This is a genomic window from Niabella sp. ZPM-14 (genome assembly GCF_055693045.2).
Window position 1 is genome coordinate 643,694 of the sequence record NZ_CM181148.1, and the last position, 16,264, is coordinate 659,957.

General features: G+C 45.7%; 18 protein-coding genes and 1 tRNA gene. 10 read left to right on the plus strand and 9 right to left on the minus strand.

Going from position 1 to position 16,264, the window contains the following annotated elements:
* Positions 1-3 precede the first annotated feature (3 nt).
* From ACU37H_RS02620 to ACU37H_RS02640, 5 genes are all read left to right on the plus strand, one after another.
* Positions 4-426, plus strand: a complete 423-nt coding sequence (locus tag ACU37H_RS02620) for a hypothetical protein (RefSeq protein ID WP_472702804.1) — start codon at positions 4-6, stop codon at positions 424-426.
* Between the two features lie 149 nt (positions 427-575).
* Positions 576-947, plus strand: coding sequence for a hypothetical protein (locus ACU37H_RS02625; RefSeq protein ID WP_472702805.1), 372 nt, complete (start codon positions 576-578; stop codon positions 945-947).
* A gap of 132 nt (positions 948-1,079) precedes the next feature.
* On the plus strand, positions 1,080-1,589 hold the full coding sequence (locus tag ACU37H_RS02630; protein WP_472702806.1) for an SHOCT domain-containing protein: 510 nt from the start codon (positions 1,080-1,082) through the stop codon (positions 1,587-1,589).
* A gap of 49 nt (positions 1,590-1,638) precedes the next feature.
* Positions 1,639-1,893, plus strand: a complete 255-nt coding sequence (locus ACU37H_RS02635) for a hypothetical protein (protein WP_472702807.1) — start codon at positions 1,639-1,641, stop codon at positions 1,891-1,893.
* A gap of 15 nt (positions 1,894-1,908) precedes the next feature.
* Complete coding sequence (locus ACU37H_RS02640) at positions 1,909-2,676, plus strand: DUF3800 domain-containing protein (RefSeq protein WP_472702808.1); 768 nt, start codon at positions 1,909-1,911, stop codon at positions 2,674-2,676.
* Positions 2,677-2,799: 123 nt separating this feature from the next.
* Here ACU37H_RS02640 and ACU37H_RS02645 read toward each other — a convergent pair whose 3' ends face one another.
* From ACU37H_RS02645 to ACU37H_RS02680, 8 genes are all read right to left on the minus strand, one after another.
* Positions 2,800-3,927, minus strand: a complete 1,128-nt coding sequence (locus ACU37H_RS02645) for a tyrosine-type recombinase/integrase (RefSeq protein WP_472702809.1) — start codon at positions 3,925-3,927, stop codon at positions 2,800-2,802.
* Positions 3,928-4,101: 174 nt separating this feature from the next.
* Positions 4,102-4,175: transfer RNA gene (locus tag ACU37H_RS02650), tRNA-Pro, on the minus strand.
* Between the two features lie 83 nt (positions 4,176-4,258).
* Positions 4,259-5,296 (minus strand): phosphotransferase enzyme family protein, encoded by a 1,038-nt coding sequence (locus ACU37H_RS02655; protein ID WP_472702810.1) that lies wholly within the window; start codon positions 5,294-5,296, stop codon positions 4,259-4,261.
* Between the two features lie 154 nt (positions 5,297-5,450).
* Positions 5,451-6,467 (minus strand): LacI family DNA-binding transcriptional regulator, encoded by a 1,017-nt coding sequence (locus ACU37H_RS02660; protein WP_472702811.1) that lies wholly within the window; start codon positions 6,465-6,467, stop codon positions 5,451-5,453.
* 239 nt (positions 6,468-6,706) lie between these two features.
* Positions 6,707-8,092 carry a sugar porter family MFS transporter gene (locus ACU37H_RS02665; protein ID WP_472702812.1) on the minus strand — a complete coding sequence of 462 codons (1,386 nt, stop codon included), beginning with the start codon at positions 8,090-8,092 and terminating at the stop codon, positions 6,707-6,709.
* 37 nt (positions 8,093-8,129) lie between these two features.
* A complete protein-coding gene (locus tag ACU37H_RS02670) occupies positions 8,130-9,281 on the minus strand; it encodes a sialidase family protein (RefSeq protein ID WP_472702813.1) in 1,152 nt (383 codons plus the stop codon).
* A gap of 100 nt (positions 9,282-9,381) precedes the next feature.
* Complete coding sequence (locus tag ACU37H_RS02675; RefSeq protein WP_472702814.1) at positions 9,382-10,869, minus strand: family 43 glycosylhydrolase; 1,488 nt, start codon at positions 10,867-10,869, stop codon at positions 9,382-9,384.
* Positions 10,870-10,976: 107 nt separating this feature from the next.
* Complete coding sequence (locus tag ACU37H_RS02680; RefSeq protein WP_472702815.1) at positions 10,977-11,660, minus strand: hypothetical protein; 684 nt, start codon at positions 11,658-11,660, stop codon at positions 10,977-10,979.
* 86 nt (positions 11,661-11,746) lie between these two features.
* Here ACU37H_RS02680 and ACU37H_RS02685 point away from each other — a divergent pair, with 86 nt between their 5' ends.
* From ACU37H_RS02685 to ACU37H_RS02695, 3 genes are all read left to right on the plus strand, one after another.
* Positions 11,747-12,478, plus strand: coding sequence for a DUF72 domain-containing protein (locus tag ACU37H_RS02685; RefSeq protein WP_472702816.1), 732 nt, complete (start codon positions 11,747-11,749; stop codon positions 12,476-12,478).
* A gap of 226 nt (positions 12,479-12,704) precedes the next feature.
* On the plus strand, positions 12,705-13,274 hold the full coding sequence (locus ACU37H_RS02690; RefSeq protein WP_472702817.1) for a DUF4142 domain-containing protein: 570 nt from the start codon (positions 12,705-12,707) through the stop codon (positions 13,272-13,274).
* 53 nt (positions 13,275-13,327) lie between these two features.
* Positions 13,328-13,852, plus strand: a complete 525-nt coding sequence (locus tag ACU37H_RS02695; RefSeq protein ID WP_472702818.1) for a YciE/YciF ferroxidase family protein — start codon at positions 13,328-13,330, stop codon at positions 13,850-13,852.
* 89 nt (positions 13,853-13,941) lie between these two features.
* Here the strand turns inward: ACU37H_RS02695 and ACU37H_RS02700 are convergent, their stop codons facing one another.
* Positions 13,942-14,433: an inorganic diphosphatase gene (locus ACU37H_RS02700; protein ID WP_472702819.1), complete on the minus strand. Its 492-nt coding sequence runs from the start codon at positions 14,431-14,433 to the stop codon at positions 13,942-13,944.
* 206 nt (positions 14,434-14,639) lie between these two features.
* Here ACU37H_RS02700 and ACU37H_RS02705 point away from each other — a divergent pair, with 206 nt between their 5' ends.
* Both ACU37H_RS02705 and ACU37H_RS02710 read left to right on the plus strand, forming a co-directional pair.
* The gene (locus tag ACU37H_RS02705; protein ID WP_472702820.1) at positions 14,640-15,806 is read left to right on the plus strand and encodes a sensor histidine kinase; all 1,167 of its coding nucleotides are present in this window, start codon (positions 14,640-14,642) and stop codon (positions 15,804-15,806) included.
* Entirely contained in the window at positions 15,803-16,165 is a 363-nt protein-coding gene (locus ACU37H_RS02710) for a response regulator transcription factor (RefSeq protein WP_472702821.1), read from the plus strand. The genes ACU37H_RS02705 and ACU37H_RS02710 overlap by 4 nt, the downstream gene beginning before the upstream one ends.
* Positions 16,166-16,264 lie beyond the last annotated feature (99 nt).

Consider the following 16,264-nt stretch of genomic DNA (forward strand, 5'->3'; position numbering starts at 1 on the left):
AATATGCTTAAAACAATCTTCTTTTTAGCGTTATTGTCGCCAACTATCTGCTTCGCGCAACTGAACGAGCACAGTAAAATTATCAAGGAAAAATTCCCAACCGTATACTCGTATTTTAAACAGAGAGGAGAAAGGGAGTGGAAAGATGACTATAAGATGATTATCTATGAGATCAATATACAGGCTGATGCGTTTTATTATTTTCTGACTAATAAAGAGGTGAACAATTACTACACCATATTTCTAAAAAGCTTACAAACATGGCTTGACCCAAGTGAAGACGATTACAATCTCAGAGTTTTGAAATTAGCAAAGCAAGAAAAAACTATCACCGAGATTGTCACGATGCTGCTTTTGTGTAAAGCAGACTGGCGGATGGTTAAGTATGAATACGATAATCAAGTTAACGCGCACAACGAAATATAAATGCAAACGCCCGAAGGAACAAAAATAGCTTTACGATTTATTAAGATGATCAACCAGCTCATCAAGGAGGGTGAATTGCGCAGTAAATATCAAAAGTCGAGGGAAATAATAAATCCGTCAGAAGAACGAAAATAAAATATCTAATATAGATGAAATTGCTAGTTTTAATAGGCTTTACAATATTGCCTTTTTGGGGCTTCAGCCAAACCTTCGCTATCAAGGCCAAAGACAAATACAGTTATAACCAAATAGCAGAGAAAGTGAAGGAGTTAGGGTACGCCGTCTTGGATACCTCTGCGGACTACACCTTATCGTTAGATGTGTGGGTGACCAGCAAATTTAATAGCATGTACAAGGGGCATCTGATTGTATTAGATAAGCTCGGCAAAGAACTTGCCAGGTCTAAAGACATTCGCCGAGGGGCGGTAGCGGTGAACGGCTACAATGCGTCTTATAATATTGCAAAGGTGATTGCCGACAAGGAGTTGTCCACAATGATCCATAAGGTTTTATCGAAGTAAACAAATTTGCAAGAATGACGATTTTAAGATACATAACGATCTGCAAGGAGGCTTATCCGGATGACCTCGTAAATCTAAAAGATGTTATGCAAACGTTTAATATTATCAAAAAGGAAATAAAAATTTAAACTTGTGAAAAAACTAATTTTTTTAATTGCTATATATACACCGATTATTTGCTTCTGTCAAAAGTTCAGTAAGAAGATGGAGGTGGATAGTATTGTCACAAAGTCGGGATGGGTGATTCATAAAGGGGATTCAGTTTATCTGGGATCGGGTAAGAAAGATGATGGCACATTCAAAGCCGTTAAAGGTATTGGCTGGATGGACGACTCAAACAATACCGGACATCAATCCTTAGCAAACGGATATTACAAAGTATATCAAGTTTTAAAAGACGGAACCTTTCTAATGACCCGTAAAAATAAATACGGCATCGGAAATGATAAACTTCGAGTGTACTATGAGCAAGCAATAGAAATTGGCGAACTTATCCCCCCTACAGAACAACTAGCGACAAAACCATCCTCACCCACCCCATCCAAGGCCGACGAAATAGCAAAACTGAAAAAGCTTTTAGACGATGGAGCGTTGACCAAAGAAGAGTTTGAAGCGGAGAAAAAGAAGGTGCTGGAGAGGTGAGAGTTGATTTATGAATAGATCAATGGTTGCATATCCAAAAATATATTATATGATTACCTACAACTTTATTCACAAGCCCATTTTCGAAGATCCGTTTGGATTAAAAAAAGGTATAAACGAAAAGTTGGAAGAGGCCATGAAGGCTAAGATACAAGAGAAGGTTGAGGCAATTCCGGATATTGTAGAAAAATATGACCTAACTTTTACATATGACGCTATAAACCAAACTTCAAACATTGGGCTTGAAGATAACATACCTGAAGATATTAAAGTAAAAATTCTGCAAGCTCTAGGGTTAAAATAGGAAAATATCCGGCTTATGTATTTGATGTACGTTGACGAAAGTGGCGATGTTGGCAAAATCAAATCCCCAACAAATTACTTCATTCTCTCAGCGCTTATCGTCCATGAAAATTCATGGAAGAACCTGCTAGATGATATAATTACGTTGAAGCGGCAATTAAAGACAATTTTCGAGCTATTGATTAAAGAGGAAATACACGCTTCCGAGTTCCTTCAAAAGCGGATTAAGTTCAAGAGCACAATATCTAGGAATCAGCGGCTTGATTTATTGAAAAAATGTCTCGATTGGTTAAATCTTAGGACAGATATATCAATTGTTACAGTTCGAATTGATAAGTCAAAACATGCCGACCCATTTGCTTATGCATGGGACATCCTGATTCAGCGATTTGACAATACACTCGCTGATAAAAACTTTCCTGGAGGATCAAATACTTCAGACGATAAAGGGATGATTATTTGCGACAATACAGACGGGGAGAAACTAAAAAAATTACTTCGAAGAAAAAGAAGATACAATGAAGTCTGGAATAGAATGGATGTCGATATGGGAACTCGAAACATACCTCTTAGAGCTGTTATAGAAGATCCTGTTTTTAGAGACTCTAGGGATAGTTTCGTTTTACAATTGGTGGATGTTGTCGCTTACTTCGCCCGACAAATTTACGAGCCGAATAAATATGTAAGGCAAAAAGGAGCAAAAACGTTTTATGGCAGGCTTTCAAGTGTTATAAATCCACACGTTACAAGAAATAGCAAAAACCACTACATTGTCGAGCTATAAAAAAAGGGGCGGTATTAACCGTCCCGGGGGAATCCTACTTACTTATGGGGCGTCAGCCCGACCACTGGGGTGTTTCAGATTCAAGACAAATATACAACAAAATGAACGGATATCCCAAAAACGCTAGGCCCCATAAATCTTATTAATTTCATCATTGATCTTTTTATCTGAAAGGGACTTAAGATAGGCGTTTGTCGTACTGAGGTTTGTGTGACCTAAAGATTCCTTAATAACATCTGTACTCACGCCGGCTTCGTAAGCTACGGAGGCGAAAGAGTGCCTACTATTGTGAAAGCTAATCTTCTTTTTTATGTTACAAAGGCCAGTGACTATAATTAAGTATCTGTTCATTAAGCTATTTGCCGAACTGATCGTTTCTTTTTTTGTCCATTTGCTTGTCACCTCCTTCTTCACTACCGGAAAAAGATAAATGCTATCGTTGGCTATGTATTTATCGATTATGGCCCTTAGCTTCGGATGAATGACAATTTCGCGGTGCTTCATACCTTTATTCATTTGATAGGCCAAAATGCCGTCTTTTATCCATTCGCGCCGAAATGTAGCGACGCTTTCAAATCTGGCTCCATGTGTGTAAAAGGCGAAAAGCCACATATCCCGGGCCACATCTTGCAATCCGCCTAGCTCAATATTTTCAATTCTAGTGATTTCTTCTAAGGTTAATTTTTCACGCTTCGCTGGTGGCGCTACTATGCCTGTAGCCTTCTTGAAGAAAGGATCTATGCCAGTGAATCCGGCAAATTTTAAAACCGTAGATATATCCTTTAGGTTCTTTTTTATCGTAATCGCCTTATTACCTTTTCGATATCTGAATTCTACATATTTTTCTACCGTTGCTGCATCAATGTGCGATAGTTTGATATCATTTGGAAAAACCTCTTTTAGGTAGCCTAGATTAGTCAGGAGCCGATTAAATGTTGCGGCCTTGCCTGATACCTCCAGCTCATTCAACTTCGCTTTGACGGCGGCAAATAGCGTTATATCATTGACCTTCTCCCCCAATATATCGGCCTTGTAGTATTTCTCCATCAACTTAGACCTCTGAGCCTCCAACGCCTGGTTTATCATATGAGCGTCCACGTGCTTGATTACCTGCTCTCCCTTAAATTGATCCTTAGTCACATAATAACCAGTCTTATGATATACTGGTTTTCGTCCGTCGATAATCCTGATATAAATCTGACCTTTCCCATCAGACCGGAGATGTTGCATCACAAATTTTACGCTTGGCATAGATCTAAGGTAAAAAAATGTTTAGAATTTTTCTAAACGACTTCTAAACAAATGTCGGCATAACTGGAAAAACAGGCATATTCCGGAAAATAATTTTTTGCATAAAAATAGGCTATAACCCTTTTCTGTATTGGATTATAGCCTATTTAGTTAGTTTCTAAGGACTCTTAAAAGTCGGGAAGACAGGATTCGAACCTGCGACCCCCTGGTCCCAAACCAGGTGCGCTACCGGCCTGCGCTACTTCCCGGATTAGCATATTCAGCTAATGGGTTGCAAATGTAAAGGAAATTATTTTAATTATCAAAAAGCAGGCAACTTTTTTATCGCTTTTCAGGACACCCGGGAAAGCTTTTCTTCTTTCTCCATCAGCCTGTCTAACAGGATCTTTTGATTGGTGGCGCGCACCAGGTTGTGCTTCGGATATTTTGCACCATAATAAATATCATCGTTGATATAATCCGTCAGAAATCTCAGGGCCTGCATGTAGATCATGAATTTCCCCGAGTAGAAGAAATGCTTCTTTTCCGCCTCCGTCAGTTCACTTTCCATGAAGGTTTTGTAGCCCTCAACAATCGCGAAGTAAAAATCGTCCCGTATCTCGATCTTTGAAAAGTCAGACTCTTCTTCACTTACCGGGCACAGGTAAGTACGCATCATATCTCCCACATCGCTGATAAAGTAGCCGGGCATCACCGTGTCCAGGTCGATCACACAAATGCCGGCATCGCTTTCATCAAACAGCACATTACTGATCTTGGTATCGTGATGGGTCACGCGGAGCTTGAAGTCCGGGCTGCTTTTGATCTTGTGGAATTCATCTACGATATCAGACCGTTTCTTTAATTCCGCGATCAGCTCAGACACTTCCTTTTGCCTTTCTGCATTGCCGTTCCCGAGCGCCTCCAGAAACTGTTGATAACGCAGGCCGAGATCATGAAAATTAGGTAATGTAATATTGAGTGTATTGATATCAATGCCGGATAATACTTTGGTAAACTTTCCAAACTGCTTGGCCGCTTCAAAAGCCTGTGCGGGCGTTTGCACCACGTCGATGGTATGACTATTTTTTACAAACGGAAACACGCGGTAATATCCGCCATCCATTTGCACCATCGAGTCTCCCTGCAAGGTATAATGAGGGCTCGTAAAAAAATAATCATTTTGGTGCGCAGCCAGGTAGGCTTCAATCTTTTCTATATTGTCCGAAATAAGAAGAGGATTGGTGAATACTTTGTGGTTGACTTTTTGTAAAATGTATTTTCCTTTTCCGTTTTTTACAACGCAAGTGTCATTGATAAGCCCGCTGCCGAATTTTTCAATAGTATAGCTGCTTTTCTCAAAACCATAGTTGGCAAGCACCTTGTGCATAAAATCCATTTTGCAATTACATTTCGAATAAAGGTAGAACTTACTCCGTTAGTAAACTTGCGCAAACGATTGTATAAATTTTCACATGGCCTGAAATGCGCAGACTGCGGCGGTCTCTGCCAGCCGGCACACTGCTTTCAGCTTCAGGCCGCTCCTAACTGTATACAAGCGTTATGGGCACTTCGATCTTCTCAAACTGGTCTTCATCGCCATTTCCGGATTGTTTCTTGTCCAGTATGTTCATGAGTAAATTCATCGCCAGTTGCCCTTGCTGGTAGGGAAACTGATCCAGCGAAACAGCCGGCGGAAAGGCCGCATGCTTGTTCGCAGAAATATTAGCATAGCTGGCAAACAGGATATCATCATTCACATTAACGCCTTGCTGCAAGGCATACTTCACGGCATCGAGGTGCACATAATCGTTAAAGCTGATGATCGCATCCGGTGGCTTCCTGAGGCCCAGCAGTTTTTTCATGGCCAGTTGTGTCCCTTCTTCCGACAGATCGGTCTTTTCCACCATCTGCATATCAATCTTCAACTTTTTCTTCGACACGCCGTCCATATACCCCCGCAATCGTTCTTTACTGGCCGCTATTTCATCAGGTCCGTTGATAAAGGCAATCCGTTTACGACCCTGGCGGAACAACCATTCAATCATTTGTTCCGTGCCCTTGTAGACGCTGCAATACACTTTATTCGCCTTTTCAAAAGAAGGCACCCGGTCAAAATAAACGATCGGGATATTGTATTTATTAAGCGACACCAGGTGGTCATACTTATTGGTCTCTTTAGAAAGAGAGATCAGCAGTCCATCAATGCGCTGTTTGACCATCGCTTCAATAACCGTCTTTTCTTTTTCAATGCTGTCGTGGCTTTGGCCAAATAAGATCGTGTAGCCATGTTCCATAGCCACATCTTCAATGCCACTGATGCTTTTGGAGAAAAAATCTTCAGATATCAAAGGAAGGATCACGCCAATGACAAAGCTCTTTTTTTGTTTAAAGAAGATCGCTTTGGGATTCGGTTCATAATTCAATTCCTTGGCCAGGTTTTGAATCGCTTCTTTAGTTTTCAAACCGATCCGCGGATGATCGTTCAAAGCTCTTGAAACAGTAGAAACAGAAACATTAAGTCTTTTTGCAATTTCTTTGATAGTAGGGATATCGCTCATAACACAGACGCTTTCGAAAATCTAAGATGACTAAAGGTAGACAAAAAAACGAGGCAACATTATATTATGATTAATTTTTTATGAGGCAAAACATCCTGCCGCAATTAGCAAAGACAGCTGTTCCACGCCCTGAACACCGCACAGGCCTTGAATTGCAGGCATTTCCCTATATCGAATCTGACGATCGGATATATACCTAAAAAATAGCGCGCGATACAATGAATGGCTCTCCTGGTGCGCTAATCGCGGATCAGATCTCTTTCGATGTCTTCCAGCGAGACACCTTTAGTTTCCGGCACTTTCACCAACACCCATATCAGCTGAAGCAGCATCATGAAAGCAAAGAAGGAAAAGATCGGCCAGGGATTGTCACGAAAAATGCCGCTTTCGCTATCCAGGAAAACCGGCGTGATCAGGGTAATGATGGCCGCAAACACCCAGTGCACACTGGCACCAAAAGCTTGTCCGGCGGCCCTGGTACGGGTCGGAAATATTTCAGAGATAAAAACCCATATCACCGCGCCTTGTCCGATCGCATGCGCTGCGATAAACAACATCAGAAAGATCAACAAAGGCGTGGCACCCCAGCCCGCGTAAAAGGCCAATGCCACCATGGCCAGACTAACGATATAACCGATGGAACCCAACAGCAGCAAGGTTTTCCGGCCAAGGCGGTCAATGAGGTACAACCCCACAAAAGTGAAAATCAGGTTTGTCAAACCGATCAGAATAGAGTTGCCTAACGAATCTTTCGCGGCTAAACCGGCGCGCTCAAGTATTTCAGGCGCGTAGTATAATATAAAATTGATTCCGCTCCATTGATTGAAAAAGGCGACAAAAAAAGCGAGCCACAAGACCACGCGATACCGGGAAGAAAAAAGTCCTCCCGTGCCGGCCACCGCTCCTTCCCTGCTTTCCGCCTGGGCAATAGCCGCCACTTCTGCTTCGGGATCGGCAACACCCAGCCTGGACATGATGCGCTTGGCGGCCGCTTCATCTTTTTGTACCGCCAGCATCCACCGCGGACTTTCGGGAATGCTAAAGACCATAACGGTATAGATCACAGCAGGCACCGCCATCACTCCTAGCATCCATCTCCAGTCATTGGCCCCGTCTACACCCTGTAAAAAATAGTTAGACAAAAACGCGATCAGGATACCGAATACAATGTTGAACTGGTACATGGCGCCAAGGCGACCCCGGGTTTTCGCGGTGGATATCTCAGAAATGTAGGTCGGCGCAGCTACGGAAGACACGCCAATCCCCAATCCTCCGATAAAGCGGAAGAAGGAGAACGTGTAAGGATCCTGTGCTACTGCGGTACCGATGGCAGACAATGAAAACAAGACCCCGATCCACAACAATACTTTCTTACGACCATAACGCTGCGTAGGGATGCCGCCAAAAATGGAGCCTGCTACGGTTCCCCAAAGGGCCATGGACATAATAAAGAAGCCATGAAACAAGGGCGATGTATGCCACAGCTCTTTAATAGGAAGGTTGGCACCGGAGATCACAACGGTGTCGAAGCCAAAGATAAAACCGGCCAGCGCCGCTATCAATGAAATGCCAAAGAGATTGCTTTTTGATGTGGCAAGCGGATCGGTAGATGAATGAGATTGCATATATATCGACGTTTAAGTTATTGAAGGATCCCGGAAGTTAAAGTGTTTCGCTCTTCACCAAAGGAATTTTGTGATATGGCCATTGACCGTTTTCTATCGGATAGGTCACCAGCTTTTGCGGATCGATTACTACATGTTTGATCCGCTTCCGGTGCCAGGTATACACGATATGAACCAGGCCATCCTGGCTTTGAATGACTGCCGGATACGAGAACTGCATTTCTGGCTGATCGATATAATCCAGTACCAGAGCGGCCTCCCAGCGTTTCCCATCCTCGCTTATCGCAACGTTCAAGACGCCGCGCCCTTTGTGACCCATGCCCTTTTGGGTACGCGTAGCATGATTGTATACTAATAGCTGGCGTCCATCCCTCAGCGTTACGGCGTCAATACCTGAATTGTTATTAGGGAGTGTGGTAGCCGTCATTTCCGACCAATGCAGGCCATTATCTTCCGACCAGCTCTGCGCGATATAACCGTTCGCTTCATAGCGGGTACGCGCCAGGAGCTGAATACGTCCGTCTTTATAAGTAAGCAAGGTGGGCTGTATAGCGCCGATTCTCTTGCCGTCATTCAAAGGACCAATAAAGCTCCAGGTCTTCCCCGCATCGGTGCTGCGCTCTATATGACATTTCCAGCCATCTTTCTCCGAGCTGGAACCGGAGAGGATGGTACCGTCTTTCAGCCGGATCGGTTTGTTCTTAACTGGCCCGACGATGGGAAGCTTCAGGCGAGAAGCAGCGCTCCAGGTGGCGCCGCCATCGGTGGAGGTTTTATACTCACCCCACCAATCCCTGGGGTTTGGACCCACTTTATAGAAAAGCGTTAACATGCCGCCTTCAGCCTGGAATAACACGGGATTCCACGTAGGTTGCCGGCTGCCGTCGGGTTGCACCCCGTCAGCGACACTTACCGGGGCCGTCCAGCTGCCTCCCGGTTTCTTGCGACAGAGCCTGATCTCCACGTCGGGATGTCGTTCCCGGGTACCTCCGAAAAAAGCGCATAATAACTCACCGTTCGTCAGCTCCAATATAGTAGCTGAATGGGACTGCGGAAAGGAGGCCCTGGTGTACACAAATTCTTCCAGCACTACGCCCGACCGGTGCAGTCTGGTTTGCGCATGAACCGGTGCAAGACTGATCGTCGTAGCAATACAACCTGCAAAAAGGGCCTTGATTATTTTTTTCATCTGGCAATATCTTTGATCCGGGGTCAGGCAAACATAAAAAAATATACTGGTAACTGCGTGCTACTGCACGGTTCAATCTATAAACGCAATCACTCCCAGGTTACCGGTAATGTAACGCAAAATTCCTGAACACAGCCTGCTCGTTATCCTTGCCTGAAAAATGCAAACCGCCTCTGGAGCTGCGATCCCAGGGCGACAGATCGCTGAAGGATACTGATTCTTTTAATGACAAATGCTGCCAGTCTCCTTTCTGACGATACGACACCTGCAAGGCATCGCCTACCACCATCTTCAGCCGCACAGGACCGCGGTTCACTGTTGCACTGCTCAGGACGGTACGGGTCTCGCCTTTCACCTGCCACAGCTCTACGCGATCATTGATCACGCCCAGCCCAACCGCCATGTTGGCATCGCCATAGACCGTTAATCCTTTGACCGCGGCATTACTGTTTTCTACTGTCACTTCCATTTCGTAATGAGGCAATGCAGGCCGTAGTGTAAGCGCCACGCCCGATCGATTCGAGCCCTTACCAGTGCCTGAAAGATAGAGTTTGCCGTCTTTTTGTTGGATCACCGGTGTAGCGTTGCGAAAATCCCATTGCCAATGCAAGGCCGGAACACTACCCGCAAAGTCATCTTCAATACCCTTCGGATAGGCCGGCCCGGAGACCTCCTGTAATGCCGGCCATTGCTGATGTCCCGGCCAGGTAAGCCGGGCCAGCATGCCCTGGCGACCGGTACGTACCATGGATGCGCGATTGTAGGCATGGTACAGATAATAAGTGCTGCCATCTGGCGCATCCACAAAAGTGCCGTGGCCCGTGCAGGTCCAGTCAGCATTTCCGCTTAGCAAAGGATTTTTTTCATAGTCTTCATACGGACCTTCAAAGCGCTTCGCTCTTGCCACGCGCACATTGTAGTCGCACTTTACACCACAGCAGGCACCGGCCGAATAAAAAAGATAATAATGTCCATCCTTTTTGAGAACGCTTTGTCCTTCGATGCCCACACGCCTGGTATCTTTCAGCAAAGTAAACGCCTCCCCTTCCAGGCGAAGTCCATCATCTGACAATTTCGAAGCCACCAGTTCTATCGGCCGGTCGTCCAGCCCGTAGGCTTTCCAGCTGATATATAGCTGTCCGTTGTCATCGAACACAAAAGCATCGATGGCTTCTTTGCCATGCTCGATGATCATCCCATGATCCACGAAGTCGCGGTCGGGATGGGAAGACGTTGCCACGCCGATACACGAAACATTATCAGATGCACGCCGGGCCGTATAATAAATGAAGTAAGTATTATTATGATAAAAATACTCCGGCGCCCAAAAGGATGAAGAAGTCCACTCCGGCGCCTTTTTAAAAAGATAACCCGCTTGCTTCCAGCTCCGAAGATCTTGAGAGGAAAAGATGGGAAAGTGAGGCGCCCATTCAGAAGAGGTTCCCACCGCAAAATACCGCGCACCTTGCCGGACAATAGAGGGATCAGGAAAATCGCCGGGGATGACGGGTGTGACTTGCTGCGCTTGAAGCCGGATAGAGAGCAGGCAGAGGCAACTCAATTGCAGCATTCGTTGTTTAACTGTCATTTCTTACATTTCTCAGCCAAAGAAAAGACATTTACCCCTAAACCGGTTGAATAATTTGCACGGATTCCCAATGCCGGATCCGGCCACTCACGCCAGCGCATGTAATGTTATTCATACCAGGCTGCAACCTGATCACCGATAGTGTTCACGAATTTCTGCGGCTTCACGCCGGTCATGCGCCAGCCTTTATCCGTACAACGAAGGATCCCCAGGTGCTCATCATTCAAGGTGACGTCCAGATCCCGGCAGGCTCCGTCGGCACAAGCGGTAAACATAGGCACAGCGCGGCCCTGATAGCGCTTTGACTGAAATTTAAAATCAAGCGGAACTGTTTCGAAACTTTCCGGCTCCTGTTCCAGACCGGCTATAAAGTCTTTTAGCATTTTGATCAGCAGTTTCCGCTTTGAAGCTTCGGACCTGCTCCATTTATCTTTGTCCGCTCTTTTGTGAGCGATCTTCAGTTTAATGCCCGTCATCGCTGTGCTGTAATCATCTTCATTCAACTTGTGAACAAACTGGTGCGATAAAATAAACCAGTGATACCCTGTTCCTACCGGTACCCCCGACCCCTTCGGTGCTTTACCCGCACGCCGCTTCACCACGGAATAGGTGATATCCCATTGATCCGGGCTGATCTTTCGTTCGCGCCACACACCCTGGTCATAATTCCATTTGTGACTGCGGCCTACTTTCATACCTGTATAAAACTGTCCTTTAAATTCTTTAAAGGAATTGTAGTCCTCCACTTTAGGCTGAACCTTGGTTCTTTTCGTAGCTTCTTTTGTTGGCATAGCTTTTTGGACGATATGGCAAAAATGCTGCCTATAAGCATGTTTGTCGTCACAAGGTATGGTGAGGTTTTTGAAGGTCCGACCTTATGGGCGCAGGAAAAATATATATCGGAACATCCGGATGGCACTATAAGCACTGGAAGCAAACGTTCTACCCGGAAGCTGTCAGTGAACCCGAACAATTGTCCTATTACCAGCAGTTGTTCCATACGGTAGAAATCAATAACTCCTTTTATAAATTGCCTGATGCAGAAACGTTTGAGCATTGGTCAGCGACCGTTGCTCCAGACTTTATCTTCGCCGTCAAAGCAAGCCGATATATTACGCACACCAAGAAACTGAACATGGACAGGGCTTCCATGGAGCTGTTTTTTAAAAGCGTCCGGCATCTGAAAGATAAAACGGGTCCGATCCTGTTCCAGTTGCCGCCTCAATGGAAGATCAATGCCGAACGTCTTGAAGCGTTTCTGAAAGAGCTTCCTCCGAAACACCGTTACTGTTTCGAATTCAGAAATCACACCTGGTATGACCCTGCCGTCTATGATTTGCTCCGCGCACATGATTGCGCATTTTGCATCTATCATCTCGAAGGCCATTTATCTCCGGTCATTTCTACAGCCGGCTTTGTCTACATTCGTCTGCACGGACCCGGTGGCAAGTACCAGGGCAGCTACCACCATAATACGCTGAAACGTTGGGCCACACGCAGCCGCGAATGGACAAAGGAAGGGAAAGACGTGTATATCTATTTTGATAATGATGAAAAGGCATACGCACCCAGGAATGCACAAAAACTGATGGACATACTAAAGGATTAACAACGCTCCGGCCGCGGCTGATGGGCTTATTCCTCAGGCGCAACGGAGTCGTGGCATTTTTTCCACAACTCTGATTTTAGAAGCGAGCCATCTGCTTTTATTTACCATAAGCATCAATAAATAACTGTCCCTGTCATATCCGGCACAGCAATTGTTTCATATTAGAGAACGAAATAAAAGCATACTGTTAAGTATGCCCTTTTTAATCACTCTAAACTCTTGACCAATGAAACGATACTTTACAGCCTGTATCTTATTAGCATTAAGTGTGGCTGCCTGCGAAAACAGGCAAGCTGAAACCGATCCCAAAGAAATGGCGGAGGAACAGAACGAAGCCAAATTTGACAAAGCGCCTACGGAAGACGACGCGGAGTTCGCCGTGAAGGCAGCCGACGGAGGCCTGATGGAGGTAGAGCTGGGAAAGCTCGCACAATCCAAAGGCGTTGACCAGCAGGTAAAAGATTTCGGAGCCATGATGGTAGCCGACCACTCTATGGCTAATGAAGAACTGAAGAAGCTGGCGCAGGCAAAAGGCATTACGCTTCCTGCCACGCTCAGCGAAGACAAGCAGCGCAAATACGATGAGCTGAATAAAAAAGGCGCCAAGGAATTTGACAGTGAGTATATCTCTTTTATGGTAAAGGATCACAAAGAAGATATTGAAGAATTCAGGGAAGAAGCGGAAAAAGGCAAGGACGCGGAACTTAAGAGCTTCGCCGCTTCCAAAGTACCAAAGCTGGAACACCACTTGGCCGAAGCGCAGAAAGTAGACAGCTTATTGTCTAAGAAAAAATAGTCACACGGTTACACAAATACACTATTGTATCATTAATAAAATCAGAAAAGATCATGGAAAAAAATAGCAGCTTACCAGGCATGGAAAACAGTGAGTTCCACCAGTTTTTTGTAGAAGAACTGAGAGACATTTATGGCGCAGAGTTATCGCTGGTCAAGGCATTGCCCAAAATGCAATCCGCCAGCACCAGTGAAGAACTGGCCAGTGCTTTTTACAAGCACACGAGCGAAACAGAGCAGCATATTGAAACCCTGGAGCGCATCTTCGATCTGCTGGATGAAGAGTCTGACAGCAAGAAGTGCGAAGCAATGGAAGGGTTGATCGAGGAGGCCGAAGAGATCATCAGTGACACCGAAAAGAATACCTACACCAGGGATGCCGCATTGATCCTGGCCGCCCAGAAGGTAGAGCACTACGAGATCGCGACCTACGGTACGCTGCGCACTTTTGCCCGCCTCATGGGACACACTGAAGTGGCCGAGCTTCTTGAAAAAACACTGAGCAACGAGAAAGCTACTGACGAAGCGCTCACAGAAGTAGCAGAAAGTTTTGTAAACAATCAGGCGGTCGCTGAATAGGGATATAATATCCCTGCCGCATTATTTTCATCCCCGTTTTTTGCCGAAAAAACGGGGATATTCTTTTGGTCCATACAAGCTTGGCCGTCTCAGCTTTGTTGGTGCCTGCTCTGCAGGATGACTTCCAGCGCTTCCGCCGCGGTTAAAAAACCGGTGGGCAGAAACTCGCGTCCTTCTCCGCGGTTATAATTGATGAAGAATTCTGAAAGCTCTTTAAGCACCGCCGCCGGAACGTCCGTAATATTTGCAATGACCTGCTCCGCATGATGCGCCAGTGGCACAAACAGGAAACGATCATTTCTTATCTTCTGTCCTTCATGATGCATCTGCTCCGCTTTGATGGCGCCTACCAGCCGGCAATCGATCAGACAGCCCGGAAACGTTGCCAGGTCAGAAAGCACACAAACATCGAGAGGGTCCCCATCACCTCCTTTTGTTTCCGGCAAAAAGCCGAAGTCGTACGGAAACACCATGCCTGCAGGCAGGATCTTTTTCAGATAGAAGCGACCCGAGCGCTGGTCATAATTAAATTTTTGGCGGCTGCCTCGCGGCGTCTCCACGGTAATCGTTGTTGTAAACATTGTATTGAAGCGAATTATATGAAAAATAGATCCTCCTACTCTTTGCATATTTCGCGCCAGTTCCTCCTGTCGTAGCCGTGCGCATCGCCAGTCGATCACGGTGGCTTAGTCTTTGCTGTACACAGGTGAAAATTTAGCTACGGCCTTTATTATAAATTTGCTTAAAGCTCTGATCTGCATTTTCGAACCATGAGCGCGTCCTTCCCATGAACAACTTAAATCCCACGCCTCCGGAGAATGATCCCGTCCATGCGACGGGGAGTCACGCCGATCCGCAGTCCGGCTCTGATAAAGAGTTGAGCAATGCGCGCGATGTGGCGCTGCTGGCGGAAAATTACAAGGCTATCGTGAATCAGAGCATCGCAGGGATATTCAAGATCGACCTCGAGGGGCGGGTCATTTTTGCTAATGATCACTTTGTGAAGATGCTGGGCAGCACCCTGGAACATGTATTACAATTAACGGTAAAAGACCTCGTCCATCCGGATGACCTGAGAAAGACGCTCCAGGCTTTTACCCGCCTCGTCAAAGAAGGCACACCTTTTGAGATCGAAAAGCGGCTGGTTAAGATTGACGGCGGAACGATATGGGTGACCAATCATATTGCTCCGCTTTATGACTATGACAAGCTGGTGGGCGCGGTAGGCGTATCGGTAGACATTTCTCGGCAGAAAGTGGTGGAACAGCAGAAGGACGAGTTCATCAGCGTGGCCAGTCATGAATTAAAGACCCCGCTGACCAGCATCAAAGCCTTCGGACAGCTGATCAGCCAGGCCCTGAAGGACGAGGATAACACGGTCCTGGCGGGCATTACAGACAAGATGAACCGGCAGATCGACCGGTTGGTGAGCCTCGTGTACACGATCCTGGATACCACCCGGATAGACCGGTCAGAGTTTGTCCTCAACCTGTCCGCATTCGACATTGTTGATCTGCTGGATCAGACCACCAGGAAAAGCAGGATGATGGCCCCGGGCTATGAATATGTGCTGAACACCTGTGCACCTACTGACGTTGTCGCCGACAAAGTAAGATTGGGACAGGTGATCCATCATTTCATTTCGAATGCCGTGAGATTTTCTGAGCCAGGCAGCGTCATTTCCATTTCCTGCAACACTTGTGAAAACGATGTGCAGATCATGGTATGCGATAAGGGCACGGGTATTGAAGAGCAGGAACAAGACAAGATATTTGATCGCTTCTACCGGTCGCCGGATGCCGAGCGTGATGTTCGCTCAGGGCTGGGGCTGGGACTTTATATCAGTTCGCAAATTATTAAAAGTCATAACGGAATCATTGGCGTTGACAGCAAGATCAACGAAGGGTCCTGTTTTTATTTTAAAATTCCTACGAGCAGTATTAAGCAACAATGAAAAAGCTAATTTTTGTAGAAGATGATTACGGCATTCTTGAAGTGGCCCGTTTTATTTTCAAAAGAGCGGGTTATGATTTAACACTTTTTCCCGACGCACACAGTTTGCTGAACGACGGGCCGCCGGAAGCAGACCTGTTCATTCTTGATAAACAACTTCCAGATATGGACGGCATAGAACTTTGTAAATTATTGAAAAGTGGTGAACGAACGCGGGCTACGCCTGTGCTCATGTTATCCGCTAACCCCCAGATCAAGTCACTGGCTAAGGGAGCCGGGGCGGATGGCGTGCTCGAAAAACCCTTCGAGATCAGTGATATCCTTTCCATGATCGCCGCGCTTACCTCCACTAAAGATTAATAAATACACCTCATCCTGTGGAAAATATTCCACAAGAAGAAAGACCAAAGAGCGGCTTTAAAAGGCACTGAACTTTTTTTAGCTGACAGTTATATAGAG